The organism is Rahnella sp. ATs2 (genome assembly GCF_051851855.1).
In the GTDB taxonomy this organism is placed as follows: domain Bacteria; phylum Pseudomonadota; class Gammaproteobacteria; order Enterobacterales; family Enterobacteriaceae; genus Rahnella; species Rahnella variigena.
In genome coordinates, this window is sequence record NZ_JBLYPL010000011.1 from 145,804 (window position 1) to 164,899 (window position 19,096).

20 protein-coding genes are annotated in these 19,096 nt (G+C 51.4%); 13 read left to right on the forward strand and 7 right to left on the reverse strand.

Annotation, left to right across the window (positions count from 1 at the left end; translation table 11 throughout):
• Positions 1 to 2,052 carry an FUSC family protein gene (locus ACJY2G_RS14115; protein ID WP_439291859.1) on the reverse strand — a complete coding sequence of 684 codons (2,052 nt, stop codon included), beginning with the start codon at positions 2,050 to 2,052 and terminating at the stop codon, positions 1 to 3.
• A 197-nt stretch (positions 2,053 to 2,249) separates the two neighbouring features.
• Positions 2,250 to 2,678, reverse strand: coding sequence for a CopD family protein (locus ACJY2G_RS14120; protein ID WP_120162473.1), 429 nt, complete (start codon positions 2,676 to 2,678; stop codon positions 2,250 to 2,252).
• A gap of 199 nt (positions 2,679 to 2,877) precedes the next feature.
• Here ACJY2G_RS14120 and ACJY2G_RS14125 point away from each other — a divergent pair, with 199 nt between their 5' ends.
• Together ACJY2G_RS14125 and ACJY2G_RS14130 are read left to right on the forward strand one after the other, a co-directional pair.
• Entirely contained in the window at positions 2,878 to 3,465 is a 588-nt protein-coding gene (locus tag ACJY2G_RS14125) for a TetR/AcrR family transcriptional regulator (RefSeq protein WP_430320161.1), read from the forward strand.
• Positions 3,462 to 4,388, forward strand: a complete 927-nt coding sequence (locus tag ACJY2G_RS14130) for a DMT family transporter (RefSeq protein ID WP_120162471.1) — start codon at positions 3,462 to 3,464, stop codon at positions 4,386 to 4,388. The genes ACJY2G_RS14125 and ACJY2G_RS14130 overlap by 4 nt, the downstream gene beginning before the upstream one ends.
• A 61-nt stretch (positions 4,389 to 4,449) precedes the next feature.
• On the opposite strand, the gene ACJY2G_RS14135 is transcribed toward ACJY2G_RS14130, so the two are convergent.
• Positions 4,450 to 5,508, reverse strand: a complete 1,059-nt coding sequence (locus ACJY2G_RS14135; RefSeq protein ID WP_439291861.1) for an NAD(P)-dependent alcohol dehydrogenase — start codon at positions 5,506 to 5,508, stop codon at positions 4,450 to 4,452.
• Positions 5,509 to 5,651: 143 nt separating this feature from the next.
• Entirely contained in the window at positions 5,652 to 6,548 is an 897-nt protein-coding gene (locus ACJY2G_RS14140) for a LysR substrate-binding domain-containing protein (RefSeq protein WP_430320160.1), read from the reverse strand.
• A gap of 155 nt (positions 6,549 to 6,703) precedes the next feature.
• Here ACJY2G_RS14140 and ACJY2G_RS14145 point away from each other — a divergent pair, with 155 nt between their 5' ends.
• The 3 genes from ACJY2G_RS14145 to ACJY2G_RS14155 all read left to right on the forward strand — a co-directional run bounded on the left by ACJY2G_RS14145 (position 6,704) and on the right by ACJY2G_RS14155 (position 8,145).
• Positions 6,704 to 7,429 (forward strand): pirin family protein, encoded by a 726-nt coding sequence (locus ACJY2G_RS14145; RefSeq protein ID WP_120162469.1) that lies wholly within the window; start codon positions 6,704 to 6,706, stop codon positions 7,427 to 7,429.
• Positions 7,430 to 7,687: 258 nt separating this feature from the next.
• Positions 7,688 to 7,771, forward strand: a complete 84-nt coding sequence (locus ACJY2G_RS14150; RefSeq protein ID WP_112288766.1) for an ash family protein — start codon at positions 7,688 to 7,690, stop codon at positions 7,769 to 7,771.
• A gap of 68 nt (positions 7,772 to 7,839) precedes the next feature.
• Complete coding sequence (locus tag ACJY2G_RS14155) at positions 7,840 to 8,145, forward strand: helix-turn-helix domain-containing protein (RefSeq protein WP_120162468.1); 306 nt, start codon at positions 7,840 to 7,842, stop codon at positions 8,143 to 8,145.
• A 413-nt stretch (positions 8,146 to 8,558) separates the two neighbouring features.
• On the opposite strand, the gene ACJY2G_RS14160 is transcribed toward ACJY2G_RS14155, so the two are convergent.
• From ACJY2G_RS14160 to ACJY2G_RS14170, 3 genes are all read right to left on the reverse strand, one after another.
• Positions 8,559 to 10,439 (reverse strand): FimD/PapC N-terminal domain-containing protein, encoded by a 1,881-nt coding sequence (locus tag ACJY2G_RS14160; protein ID WP_439291862.1) that lies wholly within the window; start codon positions 10,437 to 10,439, stop codon positions 8,559 to 8,561.
• Between the two features lie 38 nt (positions 10,440 to 10,477).
• Entirely contained in the window at positions 10,478 to 11,143 is a 666-nt protein-coding gene (locus ACJY2G_RS14165) for a fimbrial biogenesis chaperone (RefSeq protein ID WP_120162466.1), read from the reverse strand.
• Positions 11,144 to 11,243: 100 nt separating this feature from the next.
• The gene (locus ACJY2G_RS14170; protein ID WP_430320157.1) at positions 11,244 to 11,606 is read right to left on the reverse strand and encodes a fimbrial protein; all 363 of its coding nucleotides are present in this window, start codon (positions 11,604 to 11,606) and stop codon (positions 11,244 to 11,246) included.
• Between the two features lie 487 nt (positions 11,607 to 12,093).
• Between ACJY2G_RS14170 and ACJY2G_RS14175 the strand changes: the two genes are divergently transcribed.
• The 8 genes from ACJY2G_RS14175 to ACJY2G_RS14210 all read left to right on the forward strand — a co-directional run bounded on the left by ACJY2G_RS14175 (position 12,094) and on the right by ACJY2G_RS14210 (position 19,075).
• Positions 12,094 to 13,035, forward strand: a complete 942-nt coding sequence (locus ACJY2G_RS14175) for a LysR family transcriptional regulator (RefSeq protein ID WP_120162464.1) — start codon at positions 12,094 to 12,096, stop codon at positions 13,033 to 13,035.
• Between the two features lie 235 nt (positions 13,036 to 13,270).
• The gene (locus ACJY2G_RS14180; RefSeq protein WP_112288775.1) at positions 13,271 to 14,269 is read left to right on the forward strand and encodes an LLM class flavin-dependent oxidoreductase; all 999 of its coding nucleotides are present in this window, start codon (positions 13,271 to 13,273) and stop codon (positions 14,267 to 14,269) included.
• Positions 14,270 to 14,278: 9 nt separating this feature from the next.
• Positions 14,279 to 14,839, forward strand: a complete 561-nt coding sequence (locus ACJY2G_RS14185) for a GNAT family N-acetyltransferase (protein ID WP_112288776.1) — start codon at positions 14,279 to 14,281, stop codon at positions 14,837 to 14,839.
• Between the two features lie 35 nt (positions 14,840 to 14,874).
• A complete protein-coding gene (locus tag ACJY2G_RS14190) occupies positions 14,875 to 16,218 on the forward strand; it encodes an LLM class flavin-dependent oxidoreductase (RefSeq protein ID WP_430320156.1) in 1,344 nt (447 codons plus the stop codon).
• A 269-nt stretch (positions 16,219 to 16,487) separates the two neighbouring features.
• The gene (locus tag ACJY2G_RS14195; RefSeq protein ID WP_439291863.1) at positions 16,488 to 16,721 is read left to right on the forward strand and encodes an ABC transporter ATP-binding protein; all 234 of its coding nucleotides are present in this window, start codon (positions 16,488 to 16,490) and stop codon (positions 16,719 to 16,721) included.
• A 113-nt stretch (positions 16,722 to 16,834) separates the two neighbouring features.
• Positions 16,835 to 17,566, forward strand: a complete 732-nt coding sequence (locus ACJY2G_RS14200) for an amino acid ABC transporter ATP-binding protein (protein WP_439291864.1) — start codon at positions 16,835 to 16,837, stop codon at positions 17,564 to 17,566.
• 24 nt (positions 17,567 to 17,590) lie between these two features.
• Positions 17,591 to 18,259, forward strand: coding sequence for an amino acid ABC transporter permease (locus ACJY2G_RS14205; protein WP_112288533.1), 669 nt, complete (start codon positions 17,591 to 17,593; stop codon positions 18,257 to 18,259).
• Positions 18,260 to 18,274: 15 nt separating this feature from the next.
• Positions 18,275 to 19,075: an amino acid ABC transporter substrate-binding protein gene (locus ACJY2G_RS14210; RefSeq protein WP_439291865.1), complete on the forward strand. Its 801-nt coding sequence runs from the start codon at positions 18,275 to 18,277 to the stop codon at positions 19,073 to 19,075.
• Positions 19,076 to 19,096 lie beyond the last annotated feature (21 nt).

Below are 19,096 nucleotides of genomic sequence, written 5' to 3' on the forward strand. Positions count from 1 at the left end.
TTACGCCAGTTCCGGCCAGCGTGCGGTCGGGTACAGCGCCATACGGATGTTGAACAGATGGAACAGCGGCGTGAACAGTTCGATGTCCGCACGACATAACGCTTCAAGCCGCAGCAGCGCCTGATTCAGCGCATTGAGCAACGAATCCGGCGGTCCGATGTAGATATTTTTCAGCCGCTTTTTGATGTAATTATTAATCTCATACATCAGCACTTCCGTTTCAACGTTATGATTTTTCAATACGTCCTGATGCCGGGCATAAAAATCATAGCAGTTCACGCCCAGCCAGATTTCGGTGATCAGATTCCCGCCCAGCGCCACTTTGGGTGACGGATCCGCTTTATTGCGCGGCAAAATAATGTTCACTTTATCCAGCATACTGGCGACGTATTGCTGCCTTCCGCGCAGCGAAGACGCATTGATTTTGATTTCGCTGGTGAACTGTAAAAGCTCTTTGATACCTTTGCGCAGCGCACGTTTGGCCGTCCATGATGGCCGCTTGTTACGGATAAGCGCGGTGGTCAGCAGCGCAATCATTATCCCGACAATCGTCGAAATCGCCGCATTCACAATCACCAGCACGTCAGGTTTAAAATCATGCCCCATGCCGATAAAACCCGGGATCTGCGTGGCGATAATCAGGCCGATAAAATTGGTCGAAGGATTAGCAATGATCAGCCCTAGCGCCAGCAAACCGGGTGCCAGACAGATAATCAGCGACTCAAAGGTGATCGCCATCGGGATGAAGATCACCGCGTAAATCACGCTGATAACGATGGCGATCAGCACCCCTTTCAGAAAGACTTTCATCGAGGCAATCGGGCTGTCGAGCGAGGCAAAGAACGAACAGATAACCGCTGCCATCATCGGCGCAGATGCCCCGTCGCGCCAGCCGGTGCCTATCCAGAACAGGCAGCCAATCATGGTGGCGGTGAAGGCGCAAAACGCAGAAAGTAAAATCATCCCTTCATCAATATGCTTCCTGAGCCCCAGTTTTATTTTGCTTCGCTTTTTCTCTTTACTGAACTGCGTCACCCGCTCGGTTACGCCGTAATACGATTCAGTGATGTGAACAAAGTTTTGCAAACGCTCAAGCAGGCCGGTGAACAGCAGCCCTTCTTCCGGCGTCATTTCGCCACTTTCATAAAGATTTTTGATGCGGGCCTGCGACGCACGGATTTCCGCCTGAATGCCCTGCGCATTGCCGCTGAGTTCGGCGCTGTTCAGCCACAGCAGAAACTGGCTGAACGTCTCTGAGACAAAATCAGGAAACGGGATTTGCTGTTCGGCCAGCAGATTCAGACGCTTTTCGATGGCCGTCAGCGTGGGGATCAGATACGACAAATGCTGATACTGTGCCATCACCAGGCGGATCAACCTGCGGGCAGAATCCCCTTCAAACACGCAGTGCGTGATCAGCGTTTCCACGTTAAGCGGGTAATTAGCCATCTGCACCAGAATATGTTCCCGCTCCGGCAGCGGATCTTTAGCGGTGACGGTCAGCAATTCATTGCACAGCTTTTTGGCACTTTCGTACCAGTTGTTGACGCTGTTCTCCAGCAAATTGCGCATGCGCACCGGAAACACCAGCATGTGGATCAGCGTACTGCATACAATCGCCACGGTGATTTCTTCGACACGCGAAATCACCGTATAAGTGATCGACATCGGGGTATCGACGTCGGCAAATCCCATGATCGCCGCGCTGTAGCCCGCCAGCATAAAAACGTAGCCTTTCGGCGTGCGATCATGCAGCGAAAGATACAGGCAAAATGCCACCCACAGCGACACGCTGAGGCTGAACAGCACCGGATCGGTGACCGTAAACGGATAGACCAGAAAGATAAAAACGCCGCCCAGCACGGTGCCGAGAAAGCGGTACGTGGCTTTGGAAAGTGTTGACGCAGAATAAAGCTGTGAGATGACGTACACCGACACCATCGACCAGGCCGGTTTATCGAGATTGAGTTCGAGGGCTATATATAAGGCTAAAAATGCCGCAATACAGGTTTTGACTGAGAACAAGAGCGCATTTTTTGTTAACCATTTCATCGTTAAATCAACAGCTCAGCGTGTTTCAAAACACTATTTTATACGCTGCCAATTCCTGCACCAGATTCAAGATTGTAACAAAACATACCTGACTATTAATCACCACTGATAATCTGTACCTCCCTACATAAAAAAATCCACGCTTTCACGTGGATTTCCTGCTCTGCCATCTGCCTGACTTTTTTAAAATCAGAATCTTAGAAAGGCCGGATGATGGCCATAATGCCGATGATGATGACGCCAATGACAATCACAGTTCCGGCTTTGCGCACCAGCGCAAAATCTTTCGCGGGCTGACCGCTGGCGAGACGACGTAAGTTGCCGGAAAGCAGACCGTGCAGCGCGGAAAGCACCAGCACCACCACCATTTTGATCAGCAGCCAGGCGTGCGGGAACTGGCCGTGACTGACAATCATCCAGATCCCCGCCACCCACAGCAGGATCATCGCCGGACTGGTAATACAGCGGTTCCATTTTTGCACGGTGACGGCCAGCGCCCGCAGCCCGTCGTTTGCGCCGGTTCCCGCACTGCGAAACACCACGCTGACCAATGCCAGCGCCAGCAACCCGCCAGTCCATAACATGCCAGCAATAAGATGTAAGGTGTTCAGCCATTCATGAATCATTTTTCTCTCCGAAAGTTAACGACAATGCTGCCCGCCGGATGAACCCAACCTGCTGTCTCTCCACGGCTTTTGCCGGATTATGTCCCTTTCCCACAATAAAGGCACGGCCAAAATCGTTACTTTCTCTTATCGTTGTCCCGCTTTACATGAAGTAGGTAGACTGGTATACCTACTGCAAATTCATTGCGACGAGAAACCTATGTCCACATCAGACTCTTCACCGCAAAGCGCCCGCGACCGCCTTCTGGGCGCCGCACGCGTACTGTTTTATAACGACGGCATCGCCGCCACCGGTATCGACGCCATTATCAAAAGAGCCGGTGTGGCGAAAAAAAGCCTCTACAACAATTTCGAATCCAAAGCCGAACTGGTGGCGACGTACATTGAAATCCGCCACGACGAATGGTTACAGCTTTACGCCAGCAGACTGGAAAACGCGGTCACGGCGAAAGAGAAAGTGCTGGCCGTTTTTCAGGCTTACGACGATCACGCTGAGTTTTCTTACGAACGCGGATTCAGGGGCTGCGGTTTGCTGAACGCCGCGGCTGAACTGCCCGCCGGTGCGCCCGGACGCGTTGCTGTGCGCGGACACAAAGAACAGGTGGAAGCGATCGTGACCGCGCATCTTTGCGAACTGTTCCCGGCTGACGAAGCCAAAGCACAGCTGATGGCGCGCCATTTCTCGTTTCTGCTGGAAGGCGCGATTTCTCGTGCCGGACTGGAAGGCAATGGCCGGTGCGTGCGTCAGGCAATGGCAATGGCCGCTGAAATGATGGAGGCGTCATGATCGTCGCCCGCAGGGAACGCATGCTGGGGATCCTCGCCGTTTTGTTCGCATCCGTTTTATGGGGATCGACCGGCACCGCCGCGACCTTTGCGCCTGACGTCAGTCCGTTGGCAATCGGCGCGGTGGCGATGGGACTGGGCGGATTATTGCAGGCGCTGATTTCCGCCAAAGGCATAATTGCCAGCCGCCACCGGTTTAGCCAGAACTGGCGCATGTTACTGACCGGCGCGCTGGCGGTGGGTATTTATCCGCTGGCATTTTACGCCTCCATGCATCTGGCCGGTGTCACGGTGGGTACGGTGATTTCCATTGGTTCCGCCCCGCTGTTATCTGCGCTGATTGAGTATTCACTCGACGGGCAGCGTCTTTCACGCCGCTGGATGACCGGCGCTGCCATCGGCGTGGCGGGCATGATTTTACTGTGCGTGGCGGAAAGTGCCGGTCATGCGGCAACCGGTCAGGGTTCCGGCGTCATTGCCGGGATCGGGCTCGGGCTGCTTGCCGGTCTGACTTACGCACTCTATTCCTGGGCGGCACGCCATCTCATGCAGCGGGGAATAGGCTCCCGCGCCGCGATGGGCGCCACCTTCGGACTCGGCGGCCTGTTCCTGATGCCGGTGCTGTTTGTCACCGGCGGCCCGCTGCTGGCGTCGTGGAATAATGCAGCGGTCGGCGCTTACATGGCGCTGATCCCGATGTTCGTAGGGTACGTCTGTTTCGGCTATGCGCTGGCGCGGATCCCGGCGAGTATGGCGACCACCATCACCCTGCTGGAACCGGCTGTGGCGGCGGTATTAGCGGTGCTGATTGTCGGCGAAAGATTGCCCGCGCTCGGCTGGACGGGAATCGGACTGGTGGTGCTGTGCCTGGTTTTCATCACCGTACCGCTGAAAAGACGCGGATCGCTGCCCGTTTCTGCATAAAAAAATGGCTCCTTGTTCAGGAGCCATTGTTGTTTCTGTTACTGCTCAGTGATCCTGTTGATCAGACTGTCGCAGGGACATCCAGAGAAGCCATATCAATCACGAAACGATAACGCACGTCCGCTTTTTCCATGCGCTCGAACGCTTCGTTGATTTCATCCATACGGATCATTTCGCAATCCGGCAGAATGTTTTTCTCAGCACAGAAATCGAGCATTTCCTGAGTTTCGCGGATCCCGCCGATTGGCGAGCCGGCCACGCGACGACGGCCTAAAAGCAGCGGAACGGTGTTGAACTCGTCCATCGGCCCGACCTGCCCGACCAGCACCAGCGTGCCGTCCACATCCAGCAACGGCAGGTACGGCGTGACGTCATGTTTCACCGGCACGGTATCGATGATTAAATCGAAATGATCGTGTGCCTGCGCCATGGCATCGCTGTCGGCGCTAACCAGCAGACGGTTAGCCCCCAGGGCCAGTGCGTCGGCTTCTTTGGCATTCGAACGGCTGACCACGGTGACATCCGCACCCAGACCGACCGCCAGTTTCACCGCCATATGACCCAGACCACCCAGACCAATCACGCCCACACGGCTGCCCGGTTTGACGTTCCAGGTTTTGAGCGGCGACCAGGTGGTGATCCCGGCACACAGCAATGGCGCAGCTTTGGAGAGATCTAACCCTTCCGGCATACGCAGACAGAACTCTTCGCGCACCACTAAATGCTTGGAATATCCGCCCTGTGTCGGTTCTTTGGTGAAACGGTCATAACCGGCGTACGTCCCGGTATTCCCTTCACGACACAGCTGTTCTTCGCCTTTTTTACACTGATCGCATTCCTGACAGCTGTCCACCATGCAACCAACCGCGACATGATCGCCAATCTTGTACCGGCTGACCTGGCTGCCAGTCTGCGTTACGCGTCCGACAATTTCATGGCCGGGAACAATCGGATAATAGCTCCAGCCCCAGTCATTTCTCGCCGTATGCAAATCTGAATGGCAGACACCGCAGTACAGAATTTCCATTGCCACATCGTTATCACGCAGGCCGCGACGCTCAAAGGCGTACGGAGCAAGCGGTTTTTTAGGATCGTAGGCCGCAAATCCAACAGTTTTCATCAGTCAGCTCCTGAAGTGTTAATGACCCATTTACTATAGATTTAAAGCCCGCAGCAGCAAGCCACAGTTCTCTTTATTTCTTGCCTGATCCTGCCAACTTGCCTGAGCAGAGTTTTCGTTCCGGGCGCTCTTTATCCGGCAAATCACGCCGCAGAGACGCGCTGCGCTTTAAGCCGCTCCTGTAAAAAGTCCAGAAACACGCGGGTGACTTCGCTGCGCTGACGATGCTGCGGATAAATGGCATGCAGATCCAGCGCGCCGGGGTGGAAATCGTCCAGCACCCGCACCAGTGCGCCATACTGCAACGCCGGTCCGACGATGAATTCTGGTAATAACACCAGCCCAAGCCCGGCCACGGCAGCATCGCGCAGCACTTCGCCGTTGTTGCTGACAATTGGCCCCCGCACTTCGAATAACCGGCGCTTGCCGTTATGATCCAGCTCCCAGCCCGTCTGCCCTTCACGGCCATAACGCAGACACTGATGTTGCAGCAGGTCTTCCGGCGTTTGCGGCGTCCCCATGCGTTCCAGATACTGCGGGCTGCAACATATCACCCGTTTCAGCTCACCGAGACGGCGTGCCACCAGCGAAGAATCGGCCAGATTGCCGATACGCAGCGCAATATCAAAACCTTCACCGACCAGATCGACATACCGGTCCACCAGATCCACCTGAAACTGAATGGCCGGATGCTGCCCCAGAAATTCAGCAATCAGCGGTGAAAGATGGCTGATACCAAATGACATCGGAATACTCAGGCGGTAAGACCCCTGCAACACCTGGCGCTTTTGCGACACCGCCCGCTCAGCTTCTTCTATATCGTCGAGGATGCGCTGCGCGTGTCCGGCAAACAGCTGACCGGATTCGGTCACCGACAGTTTGCGGGTATTACGGTTAAGCAAACGGGCATTCAGCCCCGCTTCCAGTGCGGCCATACGGCGGCTGACGTACTGTTTCGACAACAACAGCTGTTCGGCAGCGGCAGTGAAACTTCCGGCTTTAATCACCGCGACGAAAATACGAAGATCTTCTATCTGCATCACTTTCTCTCCTCTTTGGCACGCCGCATTTTTGTCAACTAAAACGTGACAGTGATAGTCAAACCACCGCATTGTTGAGCAAATTAGTTTACGTGTATTCTCTGTCTATCGGAAGCGCAAACGCACTTCCTCCCTGACACACTGAGGAGTACACCATGATCGAACAACGTCTCTCTGAACAACGCGGCTTAGGTGACCACGGCTGGTTGCATTCCCGTCACACCTTCTCTTTCGCCAGTTACTGGGATCCAAAACAGGTCGGTTTCTCAGACCTGCTGGTTATCAACGATGATCAGGTGGCAGCGGGGCGCGGCTTTGGCGCGCATCCTCACAGCAACATGGAAATCATTTCTTATGTGCTGGAAGGCGCACTGGCGCATAAAGATTCGATGGGTACTGGTTCAGTGATCGTCCCGGGGGATGTACAGCTGATGAGCGCGGGCTCCGGCGTGACGCACAGTGAGTTCAACCACTCCGGCGACGAAAGCGTGCATTTTCTGCAAATCTGGATTGTGCCCGCGGAAAACGGCACCGAACCGGGTTATCAGCAGGTGTCTGTCCCTGAAGCGGACAAACGCGGTCAGTTCCGCCTGATCGTCTCGCCAAAAGGTGACAAGGGCTCGCTGACCGTTCGTCAGGATATGAAGATTTACGCCGGTTTCTTCGATGGCGCGGAACAGGCGACAGTTGATCTAGACCCGAACCGTTATGCCTATATTCATGTGGCACGCGGCAGCATTAAAGTGAACGGTATCGAGTTCAGAACCGGCGACGGTGCGCGGGTTCGTCAGGAAGATAAACTGACCTTTACCGACGGAGATCAGGCAGAAGTATTGCTGTTTGATTTGCGTCCGGTAGAAGTGAATCATCCAACCCGTTGATAGCAATGGTTCAAGCCTCCCCTGATGTGGGAGGCTTTTTTTTGGTATTAGCTGAACAGATAAAAACCCTAATTAAATCAACATTTATGCACGTTTTTATCCGCTTGGTTTACGCTACCTATTTACGCTATAGTGGATTTGCTACGGCAAAATCCGTGGCCGGGATTTGCACCCCGGATGTCACAACGTCGATATATATAGTTTACGTTATATATCGAGGCCTTTGCACACCTGTTGCTTATTACGCTTTCGTGTAATATGCACGTCTCAATGGTGGCTCAGAGGGGGCAGTCTCCGGACTGGCCGGCATCCGTTGTGCCCGGTAGTGCAAACTCCGTCTGAGCTATCACCCCCAGAGATTTGCACCTCTTGTGGTAGCTATCTCATCGCTTTGCAACGGAAACTGCGAAATGACCACAAACTATCCACCCAACATATCTTTTCCTTTTCAGGACTGGCACCCTGCCGACATTATTGCGGCACTGCGCAAAAAAGGTACCACTCTGGCCGCAGTATCACGCGCGGCAGGGCTGGGCTCATCCACTTTGTCTAATGCCTTGTCCCGCCCGTGGCCAAAAGGCGAATTGCTGATCGGTCAGGCAATTGGAGTTCCTCCCTCCACGATTTGGCCTAGTCGTTACTTTAATCCAGTCACAATGGAGTTTGTTGAAAGGCCTTTAAGGCCTGCATACAAGAGAGCGGCTACCTCTGAATAGCGGGTTAATCCAGGGCGCAGCAAGTGCGCCCTTCTTCGGATATCAGGTTTTGCAGGTGGGCGACCTTTAGCGCTTTTAAAATCGAATTCAGATTCAAGGTCGTGGGCGTTGACCCACACGGCCCCAAAGGGTTTTTAAACGAAACCCTTTGGAATTCTGCGTTTTTTTAACTGCGCGCTAACGTTCGCTGGCTGTGTTTCAGGTGCCGCAGCATCTCAATCAAAAGCAGTTCTATTATGAATTTAAGATAGTGCGGACGGTTCAGAAATCTTGCTGAACGGTGTGGAGGAGTTTTACTGGAGCGGTTATTTGAAGGCGGTAGTGTGATGCTGAAGGTCAGACGGGATAACATCAGTAACAGAGTGCAGCGTGGCGGCATCTCTCAAGGATCAGCCGCCGGTTATGTCTGAACATTATTCGTAGGTGATGGTAAAGTTCGCCACCGCATTGGCTGAACCAGGTGCAATATCATCGGCAGTTTGTATATAGGCCGCGGTCAGCGGGATGTTAAATGCACCTTGTTCGGTGGCCTGTGCCACAAACAGAGTCTTGTTAAATATCACCGGCGTGCTGTTTAGTTTCAGCTGAATGCCCACACCTTCTGCTCCGCCCGCCGTCAGGTCAATGATGCCGTTGCCTTGTGATGACTTCGCATCAAAATTGATATTCACCCTGGTTTGCGCGCTGCATTGCAGAGGGATATTGATATTTTGGGGTTTCAGCGTTGAGTTTTTGCCCTGAAAATCTTCTTTCATCACATCGCCCATTGGGACAGGGATAGCACTGGAACCGGTGATTTCGCAGGAAGCTTGCTTAATATTGACCGAGCCTATATTTATAGTTAATACCTGTCTTGTCCCTGCGCTGTCTTTCATCTCAACGGTGGCTAACTCTCCGGGAGTCACAGAGCCGGGAACGATATCCCCTGTTTTGATGAGTTCAACGTCAACATCCTGCAGATTAATCGGGCTCGAACCGTCACCGTTACCACTGGTCTGATTAGCCCCCGTAGACACAGGGGTACCGCCTATCGTGAGCCGGATACCCACGCCCTCGACACCGCTTTTAAATATCTTGGAGGTGGAGGAAGGGTAGACAGCGGTATTCATTGTTTTCGTCATTTGATACTCGCCCGAACAATTCTCAGCCACTTTGTAGGCTGTACTATAAGCCACTCCCCCGATGACGAATCCATTTGGCCAGTCCTGCTGTGAAGTCACGTTCATGTTTACCGTAATCAATGGCTGTCTGGAAAGATAACTACACACACCCAGCGCCATGGCATTATTCACGCCCCCGATCAATAACACGACAGCCATGCCGCGCACTGTCGGCGCAAACTGGCTCATGGAGTCCGGCAGCATCTGGTCATCGGAGGCCAGTTGCGCACCGGTAAACTGGACGCTGTCAAACACGTCGGCAGGCGTGGAATATTCACCCAGCGTCAGTTGCCCGCCCTGCAGGAAACGCACGTCACGCTGCACGTAGGTATTAATTGATTCGAAGTCACGGGTATTGGTGTCATCGCCACCGTGAGTCCCTTCGGTATATTGGTCGCTGTAAGTCGAGTAGTTACGCAGACGCCATGCGCCGAGGTTAGCCCCGCTGCGCAGGTTAACGAAGTTACTCTTTGACTGACCGCTGTCGTCGCGCTGTGTGGTAGAACCGGAATAGCTGTAATTGAGCATAAAGGCGGCGATGCCGTTATCCCAGCGCTTCAGGTCAACCGAGTTGCGCGGACGTAGATTTACGCCGATTTGCGGTACGGTAATATCATAACGCTTACGGTTTATATCAAGATTTTCAGTGGCCTGCTGCACATAGGCACTCAGTGGCTTGGTCAGCTTTGCATCAGGTGCAACGGCTTGCAGGTCAGGGAATACGTCCAGCTTAACGCCGTACTCTGCCATCTCCGCCGGGGTGATTGCCCCGTAGAGTTTACCTGGCGCATCTGGCAGGCTGACAAACTCGACGTTGCGTGAGTCGACCTGCTGGTTATTCAGATAGATCTCCACCTGATAAGTGCCGGGCATCTGCCCGCCCTTTTCGGAGAAATAATCCAGATTGACGTTTTTCATATCGCCGCCATCACCGACGGCCTTAAGCATTTCCGCGTTAAACGTTTCAGCGGAGAAAGCCAATCCGGGAAGAGATAACAATATGAAAAAGGATAAGGGTTTTAATAAAAAAGAGCGGGCAGCAGCTTTACTGTTTAGTGCGCCGCTCTTTCTTTTATCACCTTTTCTTCTGGTGTTGTCTTTGTCCTGACGATTTTTAATATTGTTATTATCCATAATAAACAGACATTCCCGATTTTAATTTTTCAACTTAATTAAATTGATGCGTTGACTTTTTCTGTTAATCCGCCGAAATCATTAATCGCTTGCCAGTTGATGCTATTCCCCGCCGGAGCATTACTAATCTCCAACGAAGATTTTGGCGGAACCATATATCCTGCCTTCAGCTCTTTACCGTTCACGCTGACTTTTGTCATGTTGACATAATACGGTGTAGGATTGTTGGCGGTTAAGGTACTACCTGAGCGGGTGATGGTGATCTGCTGATACGCTTTGGCAATCGCCTCTTTGTTATTCAGTGTTGTCGGTCGGTAGATCAGTTTGATACGTGTGTTAATCGAGAACTGCAGGGAATTCTTTTCTTTTGTAGCAGGGGGAATAGCCAACGTATTAAGCCAATAAACAGACTCTTTATCCTGCGCTAATGATGACGAAGTCTGGGTAATACGGACGGTGTTATCCTGGCCAGGCTCGATGCGGAACAATGGCGGAGTGATAACAAAGGGTATCTTCTCGCCCGCATTGTCAGAACTTATCCAGGAACGAATTAGGTAAACACTCGAGTCTTCTGTGTTCTTTATGGAAAGCGAAGCCTCTTTCATATTGCCATTATAAATAACGCGGGTGGCACCTACCGATAATCCAGCAAAGGAATTGCTGGACATGATGACTAACATTGGGAGTAATAAATATTTGAACATTTATATTGAACCTGTGAATTTAAAAGAAAGTGGCTCTGGGATTAACCAGAACAACTATATATTGAAATCACTTCAGAAATTATTTTTACTTAATTAACGATTACTGGTAGCTGATAACGTAAGTAACGGAGTTACTAAATGGACCCGCAACAACGTTGTTTTTAGTCTTAGTCAGACCTACAGTATATTTCAACTCATTGTTGCCTGAAATTAATGCCTGGCTTTCAGAAGTATCCATTGCGTTAGGGGTAAGCACAACACCAGCCTGATCTTTAATAATCATACCTGAGTTACTTGTCATGCTGGAGCCTACGAAAACAAGATTTTCATAAGAAGAAGTTTGCCCGTTAAATTGAACTTGTGCGGAAAGATCTGCAGGGCAACTGTTCAGCTTAATAATAAAAGTGCCGGAAATCGAAACGGTACCGGTGTCTTCTGCGTATGCACCCATTGCAGCAACCATGCCGGCAGCCAGTACGCTCATTTTAAATGAATGTATTAAGTTTCAAAATTATCTCTCCATTTCAATTTTGTTAGTTGAACCCTGAATCCATATGCAGGGGAGAGGCATTTGCAGGGGAGAGGCATTATTCACATTGTCGCTGTGGAAATAAACACAGTGAACTTAAACATTCATTCATTTTATTAAAGAGTTTATAATTATTTGTTCTATTACATATAATTACATGATAAAAAAAATCCTAATTGCAAATTAATAAAATCCACATTCACCCAGGCACTTGGAAACTGCGACACAACCACATATATTATGAAAAAAACAAATCCAGGTACACTTTCTTTATAATCCATTTAAAATAAGCATGGTAGATTTGTGCGTAGTTTGAATTTTTAATCTCTTTAAAATATCACACAAATCTCAATCAACGCCTGTGGAGATGAATTTACAGGCTGACCAAACCATCATTTCTGAAAAAACCAAGTGAGAAAAAATGAAACTCAATCACAACACGGAACGTCTTAATGCTATTAAGGGTTTTGATCTTAACTTGTTAACCATGTTTGAATCTGTTTATATCCATGGCAGCATCACCAAAGCTGCCGGTATATTGGGACTGACGCCTTCCGCCGTCAGCCAGGCTATTGGGCGTTTACGAGATCACTTTTCTGATCCCCTCTTCGTCCGGCAGGGGAAAAACCTTTCCCCAACCAAAACGGCGACAGGAATACATGAAAAACTCTTTGAGTCCTATGATAATTTATTGGCCAGATTTCAGGAAATAGATCACCCACTTGCCATTTCAAATATAGTGATTAATTGTCCACCCTATTTTTCTCTCACCATACTCGGCCCCTTAGTCAGGGCTATCGACAAAATAGCACCAGGCTGCAAAGTAACTCACACTGTGGTAGGAAATTCTTCCCAGGCAATAGATGATTTACTGACTTTTCGTAAAACTGACATCGTGTTTGATATCAACCCACATAAGAATCTATCTCGTAATACTTTTTTACTGTATGAGGAACCTCTGGTAGTGATACGTGCAAAAAACCATCCAAGAATTAAAGATAAAGCCTCGCCAGAAGATGTTATGAAGGAAGAGTTCACGTTTATCAGCAATGACAGCTTGCTACGAATTAACCTCGCTCAACAACTTGAGAAAAGAATAAGTGTTAAAAGGAAAATTCGTTATTATGTAGGTTATATCGGTGCCGCAATGCCGGTCGTTGAAGCCACAGACACACTGGCATTTGTGCCGCTCAAGGCATATGAAGAATATAAAAAGCAGTATGATATTTGTGCGGTTAATGTGGATATGAATCTGCCAAGCATACCGGTCTATATGGTTTACAACAAAACGTCTTTAAATAATCAGTTCTTCTGTAAAGTGATAAGAGCGCTAGAGGAAATGTTCCCTCCCATCCCTGCATAGCTGAAGGATAAATAACCTATGCCGCTATAGCATTCTAAAGGCGACATAAGTCGCCTTTTATGTTTTTCAAGCACCCGGTTTATCTTTCCCGGCTAAGATCCGCGCACATGTCGCCCGCCAGCCCACATCCATTCTCATCTCCTGCAACTCCATAGCAACTATTGTTGTTTTACATCTTTTGTCCCTGACTTTAATAATCCCTGTTAACGACGTGTTGCGAATAAAGGGAAAAACGATGGGATACCGTTTAAGTTTGCTTGAAAAAAGTCCGCTGGATGAGCATGAAGATGCCGCAGGGGCATTACGCAGGACGCTGGAACTCGCCAAAAATGCAGAGCGCTGGGGCTATCACCGGTTATGGCTGGCGGAGCATCATAATACTGACAAACTCGCGATCTCTTCGCCGGAAATCGTGATCGCCTGGATCCTCGCGCATACGCAGCACCTGCGGGTAGGTTCCGGTGGGGTCATGCTGCAACATTACAGTCCGTATAAAGTGGCGGAAAATTTTAATCAGCTGGCATCACTTGCCCCCGGCCGTGTAGATATCGGCATTGGCAAAGCGCCGGGCGGATTACCGCTTTCGACCCATGCGCTGCAACACGCGGTGGATCCGGCACGTAAGGGCGATTTCGCGGAACAATTGCGTCAGCTCGACGACTGGCTTTCAGTGCCCGTCAGAGGCAAAGACGCCGATGCGCTTTCTGCTACCCCACAGCCGCCGCAGTCCGCCTCACGTTTCTTATTAGGTGCCAGCGAACAAAGCGCCCGTCTGGCCGCCAGTCTCGGCTGGAATTTCGTCTTTGCTGCGCACCTGAATGCCGACGAGCGCGATATTTCCAGCGCCCTTTCCGCTTATTCGCACGACAGTCACGGCAAGCGGGCGCTTCTGGCTGTGCCGGTAATTGTCGCTGATACCACCGAACAGGCTGCACGGCTGGTGGATAAAACGCAGCGGTATCGCGTTATCGCCAGCGACGGGCAAAGCGTCAACGTCGGCAGCCATGAACAAGTTGAGGCGTATCTGCGTCAGTCAAAAGCCAAATCTCATCGTATTGAAGAACGTCAGTCCGAAGTGTTGTACGGCACCGGTGAGGATGTTCATCAGCAACTGGAAACATTGCAGGCAAGGTACGGTGTGGAAGAATTTATCATTGATACGCCGGTTTCTCAGCCTCATGCGCGCCTGCGTTCCCTCGAACTGTTAGCCACATCCAGCGTTGCGCTGGCTTAAGGACACACTATGAGCCACGTGATCCGCCTTGCTCAGGAATCAGAAGCGGCTGCGCTGCACAGCCTTTTGCAAAAAGCTTACGCGCCGCTGCTGGAACATGGCATTCATTTCACCATCACCCGCGCCAGCGTTGAGGATGTGCGGGATGTTATTCGCAATGAAACCACCTATGTGCTGGAAAAAGACGGCGTACTGACGGCGACACTGACCACGCGTTTTTTGTGGACGCCTGCGAAAAATCATCTTGCGCCGTGGCCATTTGTCCACTGGTTTGCGGTGGCGGAACACGCCAAGGGTCAGGGTTTTGGCAATGAAATAATCCGTTACGTCGAAGAAACATTCTTACGCGACACGCTGAAATCACCGGCGGTATATCTGGCGACGGCGGTAAAACATCCGTGGCTGACCGCATTGTATCAGCGACGCGGTTACGAGCCGTTTCATCGGGCGACCAATCCGCTGGGCGTCGAACTGGTGTATCTGCGCAAAATCCTCAATCAGCAGGCATTCGATGCCCAGGAGCAGGCGCTGCTGGTTCGCTCTGTCGCTGAATTACGCACGCTGGCTTAACGGCGGCTGAATAATATAATCTTAAGGATGAATCAATGAGTCAGAAAAAACAGTTACGTCTGGGTGCCATTATTCAGGGTGCGTCGGGAAATATGTCTGCATGGCGTCATCCGGATGCCGTCGCCGATGCCAGTATTAATATTCAGTTCTGCCAGCAATTAGCGCAACGAGCCGAACAGGCTAAGTTTGATTTCTTATTTGTCGCTGACGGACTTTATATTACCGAGAAATCTATTCCGCATTTTCTCAACCGTTTTGAGCCGATTACCCTGCTTTCAGCGCTGTCGCTGGTGACTCAAAAAATCGGTCTGGTGGCGACATTATCGACCTCTTACAGCGAACCGTTTACCGTCGCACGCCAGTTCGCCAGCCTCGATCATCTGAGCGGTGGCCGTGCGGGCTGGAACGTAGTGACCTCGCCGCTGGAAGGTTCGGCGAAAAACTTCTCCCGCGATAAACATCCGGAACATGACGAGCGTTACCGCATTGCCAGCGAATACGTCAGCGTGGTGAAAGGCCTGTGGGACTCGTGGGAAGAAGACGCGTTTGTGCGCAACAAAAGCACCGGCCAGTTCTTTGCGCCACAGAAACTGCACACGCTCAATCACCACGGTAAATACTTCTCGGTGCAGGGACCGCTGAACGTCGGACGCTCGCCACAAGGCCGTCCGGTTGTCTTTCAGGCCGGAGCATCAGAACAGGGCAAAGCCTTTGCCGCCGAAGCTGCCGACGCTATTTACACCCGTCAGGAAACCCCGGAACTGGCACGCGAATTCCGTCTCGACGTCCAGCGCCAGTTAGCAGAACACGGCCGTGACGCTGAGGACATCCGCGTCTTCCAGGGTATCAGCGTGATTATCGGCGACTCGCCTGCCGATGCCGAACGCAAGTACCAGGAAACGGCGCAACTGGTGACGCTGGAAAGCGCGCTGGATTACCTCGGCCGCTACTTTGAGCATCACGATTTTGCGCAATACGATCCGGATGCTCCCTTCCCGGACATCGGCGATTTAGGGCAAAACAGTTTCCGCAGCACGACAGATGAAATCAAACGCAACGCTCATGAACACGGACTGACACTACGACAGGCCGCGCTGGAAGCCGCCACACCGCGTCCGACCTTCTCTGGCACTGCCGAAGACGTCGCCGACGGTCTGGAACACTGGTTCACCTCAGGCGCAACCGACGGTTTTATCGTTCGTGGCGGCACCCCGACGGCGTTCGATGATTTCATCGACAGCGTAATCCCAATTTTGCAGGCACGCGGGTTATACCGGAAGGACTATGAGGCGCAGACCCTGCGGGGGAATCTGGGGTTAAGTGAGCCGGAGAATCAATTCACTGCTAAGAGTGTGCATTCCGATGCACTGACGGTTTAAGGTCAACACCTTGGGTTGCCACCCAAACTGGCCCTAAGAGGCGCCTGTCGCCGCGCCTCTTAGGAATCTCCGGCTCTTTCACTGCGCGCTCCGCTCGCTGGCTATGTTTCAGGTACCGCAGCGACAGGCTGGAAATCTTGCCGCTACGCGGTTCCTTCTCTCGGTCCTGAAGCCTTTGGTCTCCAGGCCGCTCCGTTCAGCAAGATTTCTGAATCGCCCGCACGATCTTAAATTCAAAAACGGAATGGATTTATCTTTTAGATGAGTTAATGCAGGCCGAACACCGCACCGCGCTGTTGTTTATCTCGCATGATTTAGGCGTGGTGCATCATCTGGCTGACCGGGTGATGGTAATGAAAGACGGCAGCGTAGTGGAGCACGGAAAAGTCGATGATGTGTTCCATCACCCGGCGCATCCGTGGACGAAAAAGCTGATTGATGCGCTGCCGGTTGTCAGTTCAAACCGGCACAATAAAGATTATCCGCTCCGGTATTATGCATAATATTACGCCCCGCATATCGTTAGCGATTTAAAGCATTTGTCGCAGGCAACCGAAAAGTTAATATTCCTTTAAGGAAATATGCGCGTTATTTATATTAACCAGCGGGAGTATGCATGATCACTGTCAGCGGACTGAATAAATCATTTAACCAATTCCCTGCCCTGTCGGATATTAATTTCACCGTAAATAAAGGTGAAGTGGTGTCGATTATTGGCCCATCAGGTTCCGGGAAATCCACTCTGTTACGTTCGCTGAATTTGCTGGTGAGGCCGGATTCCGGCCAGATCCAGATTGGAGATAAACACATTAATGCAGACACACTCACCCGCAGACAAACAGCCGATTTTCGCCGCCAGACTTCGATGGTTTTTCAGCACTACAATTTGTTTAAAAATAAAACCGCACTGGAAAACATCACTGAGATCTTACGTTTTACCCGAAAACTAAACACAGCGCAGGCGCGCGAACGGGGTGAAGAATTGCTGGCGCAGGTGGGTCTGGCGCACAAAGCGGCGGCTTATCCCGGCACACTCTCCGGCGGACAGCAGCAGCGCGTCGGCATCGCCCGCGCCATGGCCGTTGATCCGCAGGTCATTTTATTCGATGAGCCCACGTCTTCCCTGGATCCTGAAATGCGCCGTGAAGTGCTGAACCTGATTGAAGGGCTGGCCGGGCGCGACTTAACCATGATGATCGTGACGCATGAAATGGGTTTTGCACGGGATGTCTCTGACCGGATATTTTTCATGGAGCACGGCCATATTATCGAACAAGGCGAACCGGCCAAAATTTTCCAGACCGGATCCTCGAACCGCACCCGTTCTTTCTTACACGATTTTGCCTGATGGCCGTACACGGAACTTTGCACAATGAATTTTGATTTTCCTTATATGCTCGGCGTTATTCCGCAGATCCTCGTTTATCTTCCCGTGACCTTGCTGATTTCATTGCTTTCCATTTTACTGGCTACCGTTCTGGGTATTATTTTCGCCCTGTTACTCAGGGCCGGTAAAATACCCGCGGCTTTCGCCCACCTTTATATTTCCTTCTTTCGCGGCACGCCGGTTTTGGTGCAGTTACTGATTATTTATTTTGGTTTGCCGCAAATTATTCCTTCGATGAATTCACTGAGCGCCATGAATGCGGTGATCCTCGGTTTAAGCTTAAACACGTCCGCTTATCTGGCGGAAATCTTCCGTGCCGCCATCGACTCTGTTGATAAAGGGCAACTGGAAGCCTCTCTGGCCTCCGGACTGAGCATGTTTAAAGCCTCCAGCCGCATCCTGTTTCCGCAAGCCTGCCGCAATGCCATTCCGGCGACCGGCAACGTGTATATCGGCCTGATCAAGAACTCTTCGCTGGCGTTCACCTTAGGCGTTAGCGAACTGCTGGCCGCCGGAAAAATGGTGGCCACAGAATCGCTGAAATTCTTCGAAGCATATTTCGCCGTGGCGCTGGTCTACTGGGCGCTGACCATCATTTTCAGTGAGTTACAGCGTCGCCTCGAAAAACATCTCGGCAAACCTTATGCCGGTTAAACAGGAAATTAAGCTATGCGATTGTTAACACTGGCGATTTGTTCGCTCCCTCTTCTGCTGACCGCATGTGACAAGCCCGCCGAAAAAGCGGATGACCAACCGGTTCTGCGGGTGGGTGCGACACCGGACGGTTATCCGCACTATTTTAAAGAGGGCGATACCATCAAAGGATTCAGCGCGGACATTCTCAACGCCGTCGCCAGCAAAATCCACTACAAAGTTGAATGGGTAACGTCCGACTGGGTGGGCGTGCTGGGCTCTCTCGAAACCGGCAAAGTGGACACCGTAGGCAATTTCGCCGACACGCCGGAGCGGCGCAAAAAATATGATTATTCGGCGCCCTACTATTACTCAGCGGCGCAGTTAGCGGTGAGTAAAAACAACACCACCATTCATGGTTTGCAGGACATGAAAGGGAAAACAGTCGCCGCCGATCTCGGTTCGAACTATGCCAAAGTCCTGAAAGAATTTGACCCGAAAAATGAAATCAAGCTGGTGACCTTCGAGGGGATGGATGTGGTAGTTAACAGCGTGGCGCAGGGAAAAGTGGATGCCTATGTTTCCGGCCAGGTGATCCTGCTCGGGCAGATCAAGCATAAAAATCTGCCGCTGAAAGTTGTCGGTGAACCGTTTGGCCTGAAACAGGTCGCCCTGCCGTTCAGGAAAGACGCGCGCGGAGAAGCACTGAAACAAAAAGTGGATGTCGCACTGGGCGAATTACGGGCCGACGGAACCTTGAAGAAGATTTCTGAAAAATGGTTCGACCGGGATCTGAGTGTGGATACGGAATTAACGTCAGTCAGCAAAAGACAATAATCCTGCCGTCTCTCCAGTCTG

What these genes read in the sequence shown, in the direction of transcription:
- ACJY2G_RS14115 (WP_439291859.1), bottom strand. Translation starts at nt 2,052, where the DNA reads ATGAAATGGTTAACAAAAAATGCGCTCTTGTTCTCAGTCAAAACCTGT.
- ACJY2G_RS14120 (WP_120162473.1), bottom strand. Translation starts at nt 2,678, where the DNA reads ATGATTCATGAATGGCTGAACACCTTACATCTTATTGCTGGCATGTTA.
- ACJY2G_RS14125 (WP_430320161.1), top strand. Translation starts at nt 2,878, where the DNA reads ATGTCCACATCAGACTCTTCACCGCAAAGCGCCCGCGACCGCCTTCTG.
- ACJY2G_RS14130 (WP_120162471.1), top strand. Translation starts at nt 3,462, where the DNA reads ATGATCGTCGCCCGCAGGGAACGCATGCTGGGGATCCTCGCCGTTTTG.
- ACJY2G_RS14135 (WP_439291861.1), bottom strand. Translation starts at nt 5,508, where the DNA reads ATGAAAACTGTTGGATTTGCGGCCTACGATCCTAAAAAACCGCTTGCT.
- ACJY2G_RS14140 (WP_430320160.1), bottom strand. Translation starts at nt 6,548, where the DNA reads ATGCAGATAGAAGATCTTCGTATTTTCGTCGCGGTGATTAAAGCCGGA.
- ACJY2G_RS14145 (WP_120162469.1), top strand. Translation starts at nt 6,704, where the DNA reads ATGATCGAACAACGTCTCTCTGAACAACGCGGCTTAGGTGACCACGGC.
- ACJY2G_RS14150 (WP_112288766.1), top strand. Translation starts at nt 7,688, where the DNA reads ATGCACGTCTCAATGGTGGCTCAGAGGGGGCAGTCTCCGGACTGGCCG.
- ACJY2G_RS14155 (WP_120162468.1), top strand. Translation starts at nt 7,840, where the DNA reads ATGACCACAAACTATCCACCCAACATATCTTTTCCTTTTCAGGACTGG.
- ACJY2G_RS14160 (WP_439291862.1), bottom strand. Translation starts at nt 10,439, where the DNA reads ATGGATAATAACAATATTAAAAATCGTCAGGACAAAGACAACACCAGA.
- ACJY2G_RS14165 (WP_120162466.1), bottom strand. Translation starts at nt 11,143, where the DNA reads ATGTTCAAATATTTATTACTCCCAATGTTAGTCATCATGTCCAGCAAT.
- ACJY2G_RS14170 (WP_430320157.1), bottom strand. Translation starts at nt 11,606, where the DNA reads ATGGTTGCTGCAATGGGTGCATACGCAGAAGACACCGGTACCGTTTCG.
- ACJY2G_RS14175 (WP_120162464.1), top strand. Translation starts at nt 12,094, where the DNA reads ATGAAACTCAATCACAACACGGAACGTCTTAATGCTATTAAGGGTTTT.
- ACJY2G_RS14180 (WP_112288775.1), top strand. Translation starts at nt 13,271, where the DNA reads ATGGGATACCGTTTAAGTTTGCTTGAAAAAAGTCCGCTGGATGAGCAT.
- ACJY2G_RS14185 (WP_112288776.1), top strand. Translation starts at nt 14,279, where the DNA reads ATGAGCCACGTGATCCGCCTTGCTCAGGAATCAGAAGCGGCTGCGCTG.
- ACJY2G_RS14190 (WP_430320156.1), top strand. Translation starts at nt 14,875, where the DNA reads ATGAGTCAGAAAAAACAGTTACGTCTGGGTGCCATTATTCAGGGTGCG.
- ACJY2G_RS14195 (WP_439291863.1), top strand. Translation starts at nt 16,488, where the DNA reads ATGCAGGCCGAACACCGCACCGCGCTGTTGTTTATCTCGCATGATTTA.
- ACJY2G_RS14200 (WP_439291864.1), top strand. Translation starts at nt 16,835, where the DNA reads ATGATCACTGTCAGCGGACTGAATAAATCATTTAACCAATTCCCTGCC.
- ACJY2G_RS14205 (WP_112288533.1), top strand. Translation starts at nt 17,591, where the DNA reads ATGAATTTTGATTTTCCTTATATGCTCGGCGTTATTCCGCAGATCCTC.
- ACJY2G_RS14210 (WP_439291865.1), top strand. Translation starts at nt 18,275, where the DNA reads ATGCGATTGTTAACACTGGCGATTTGTTCGCTCCCTCTTCTGCTGACC.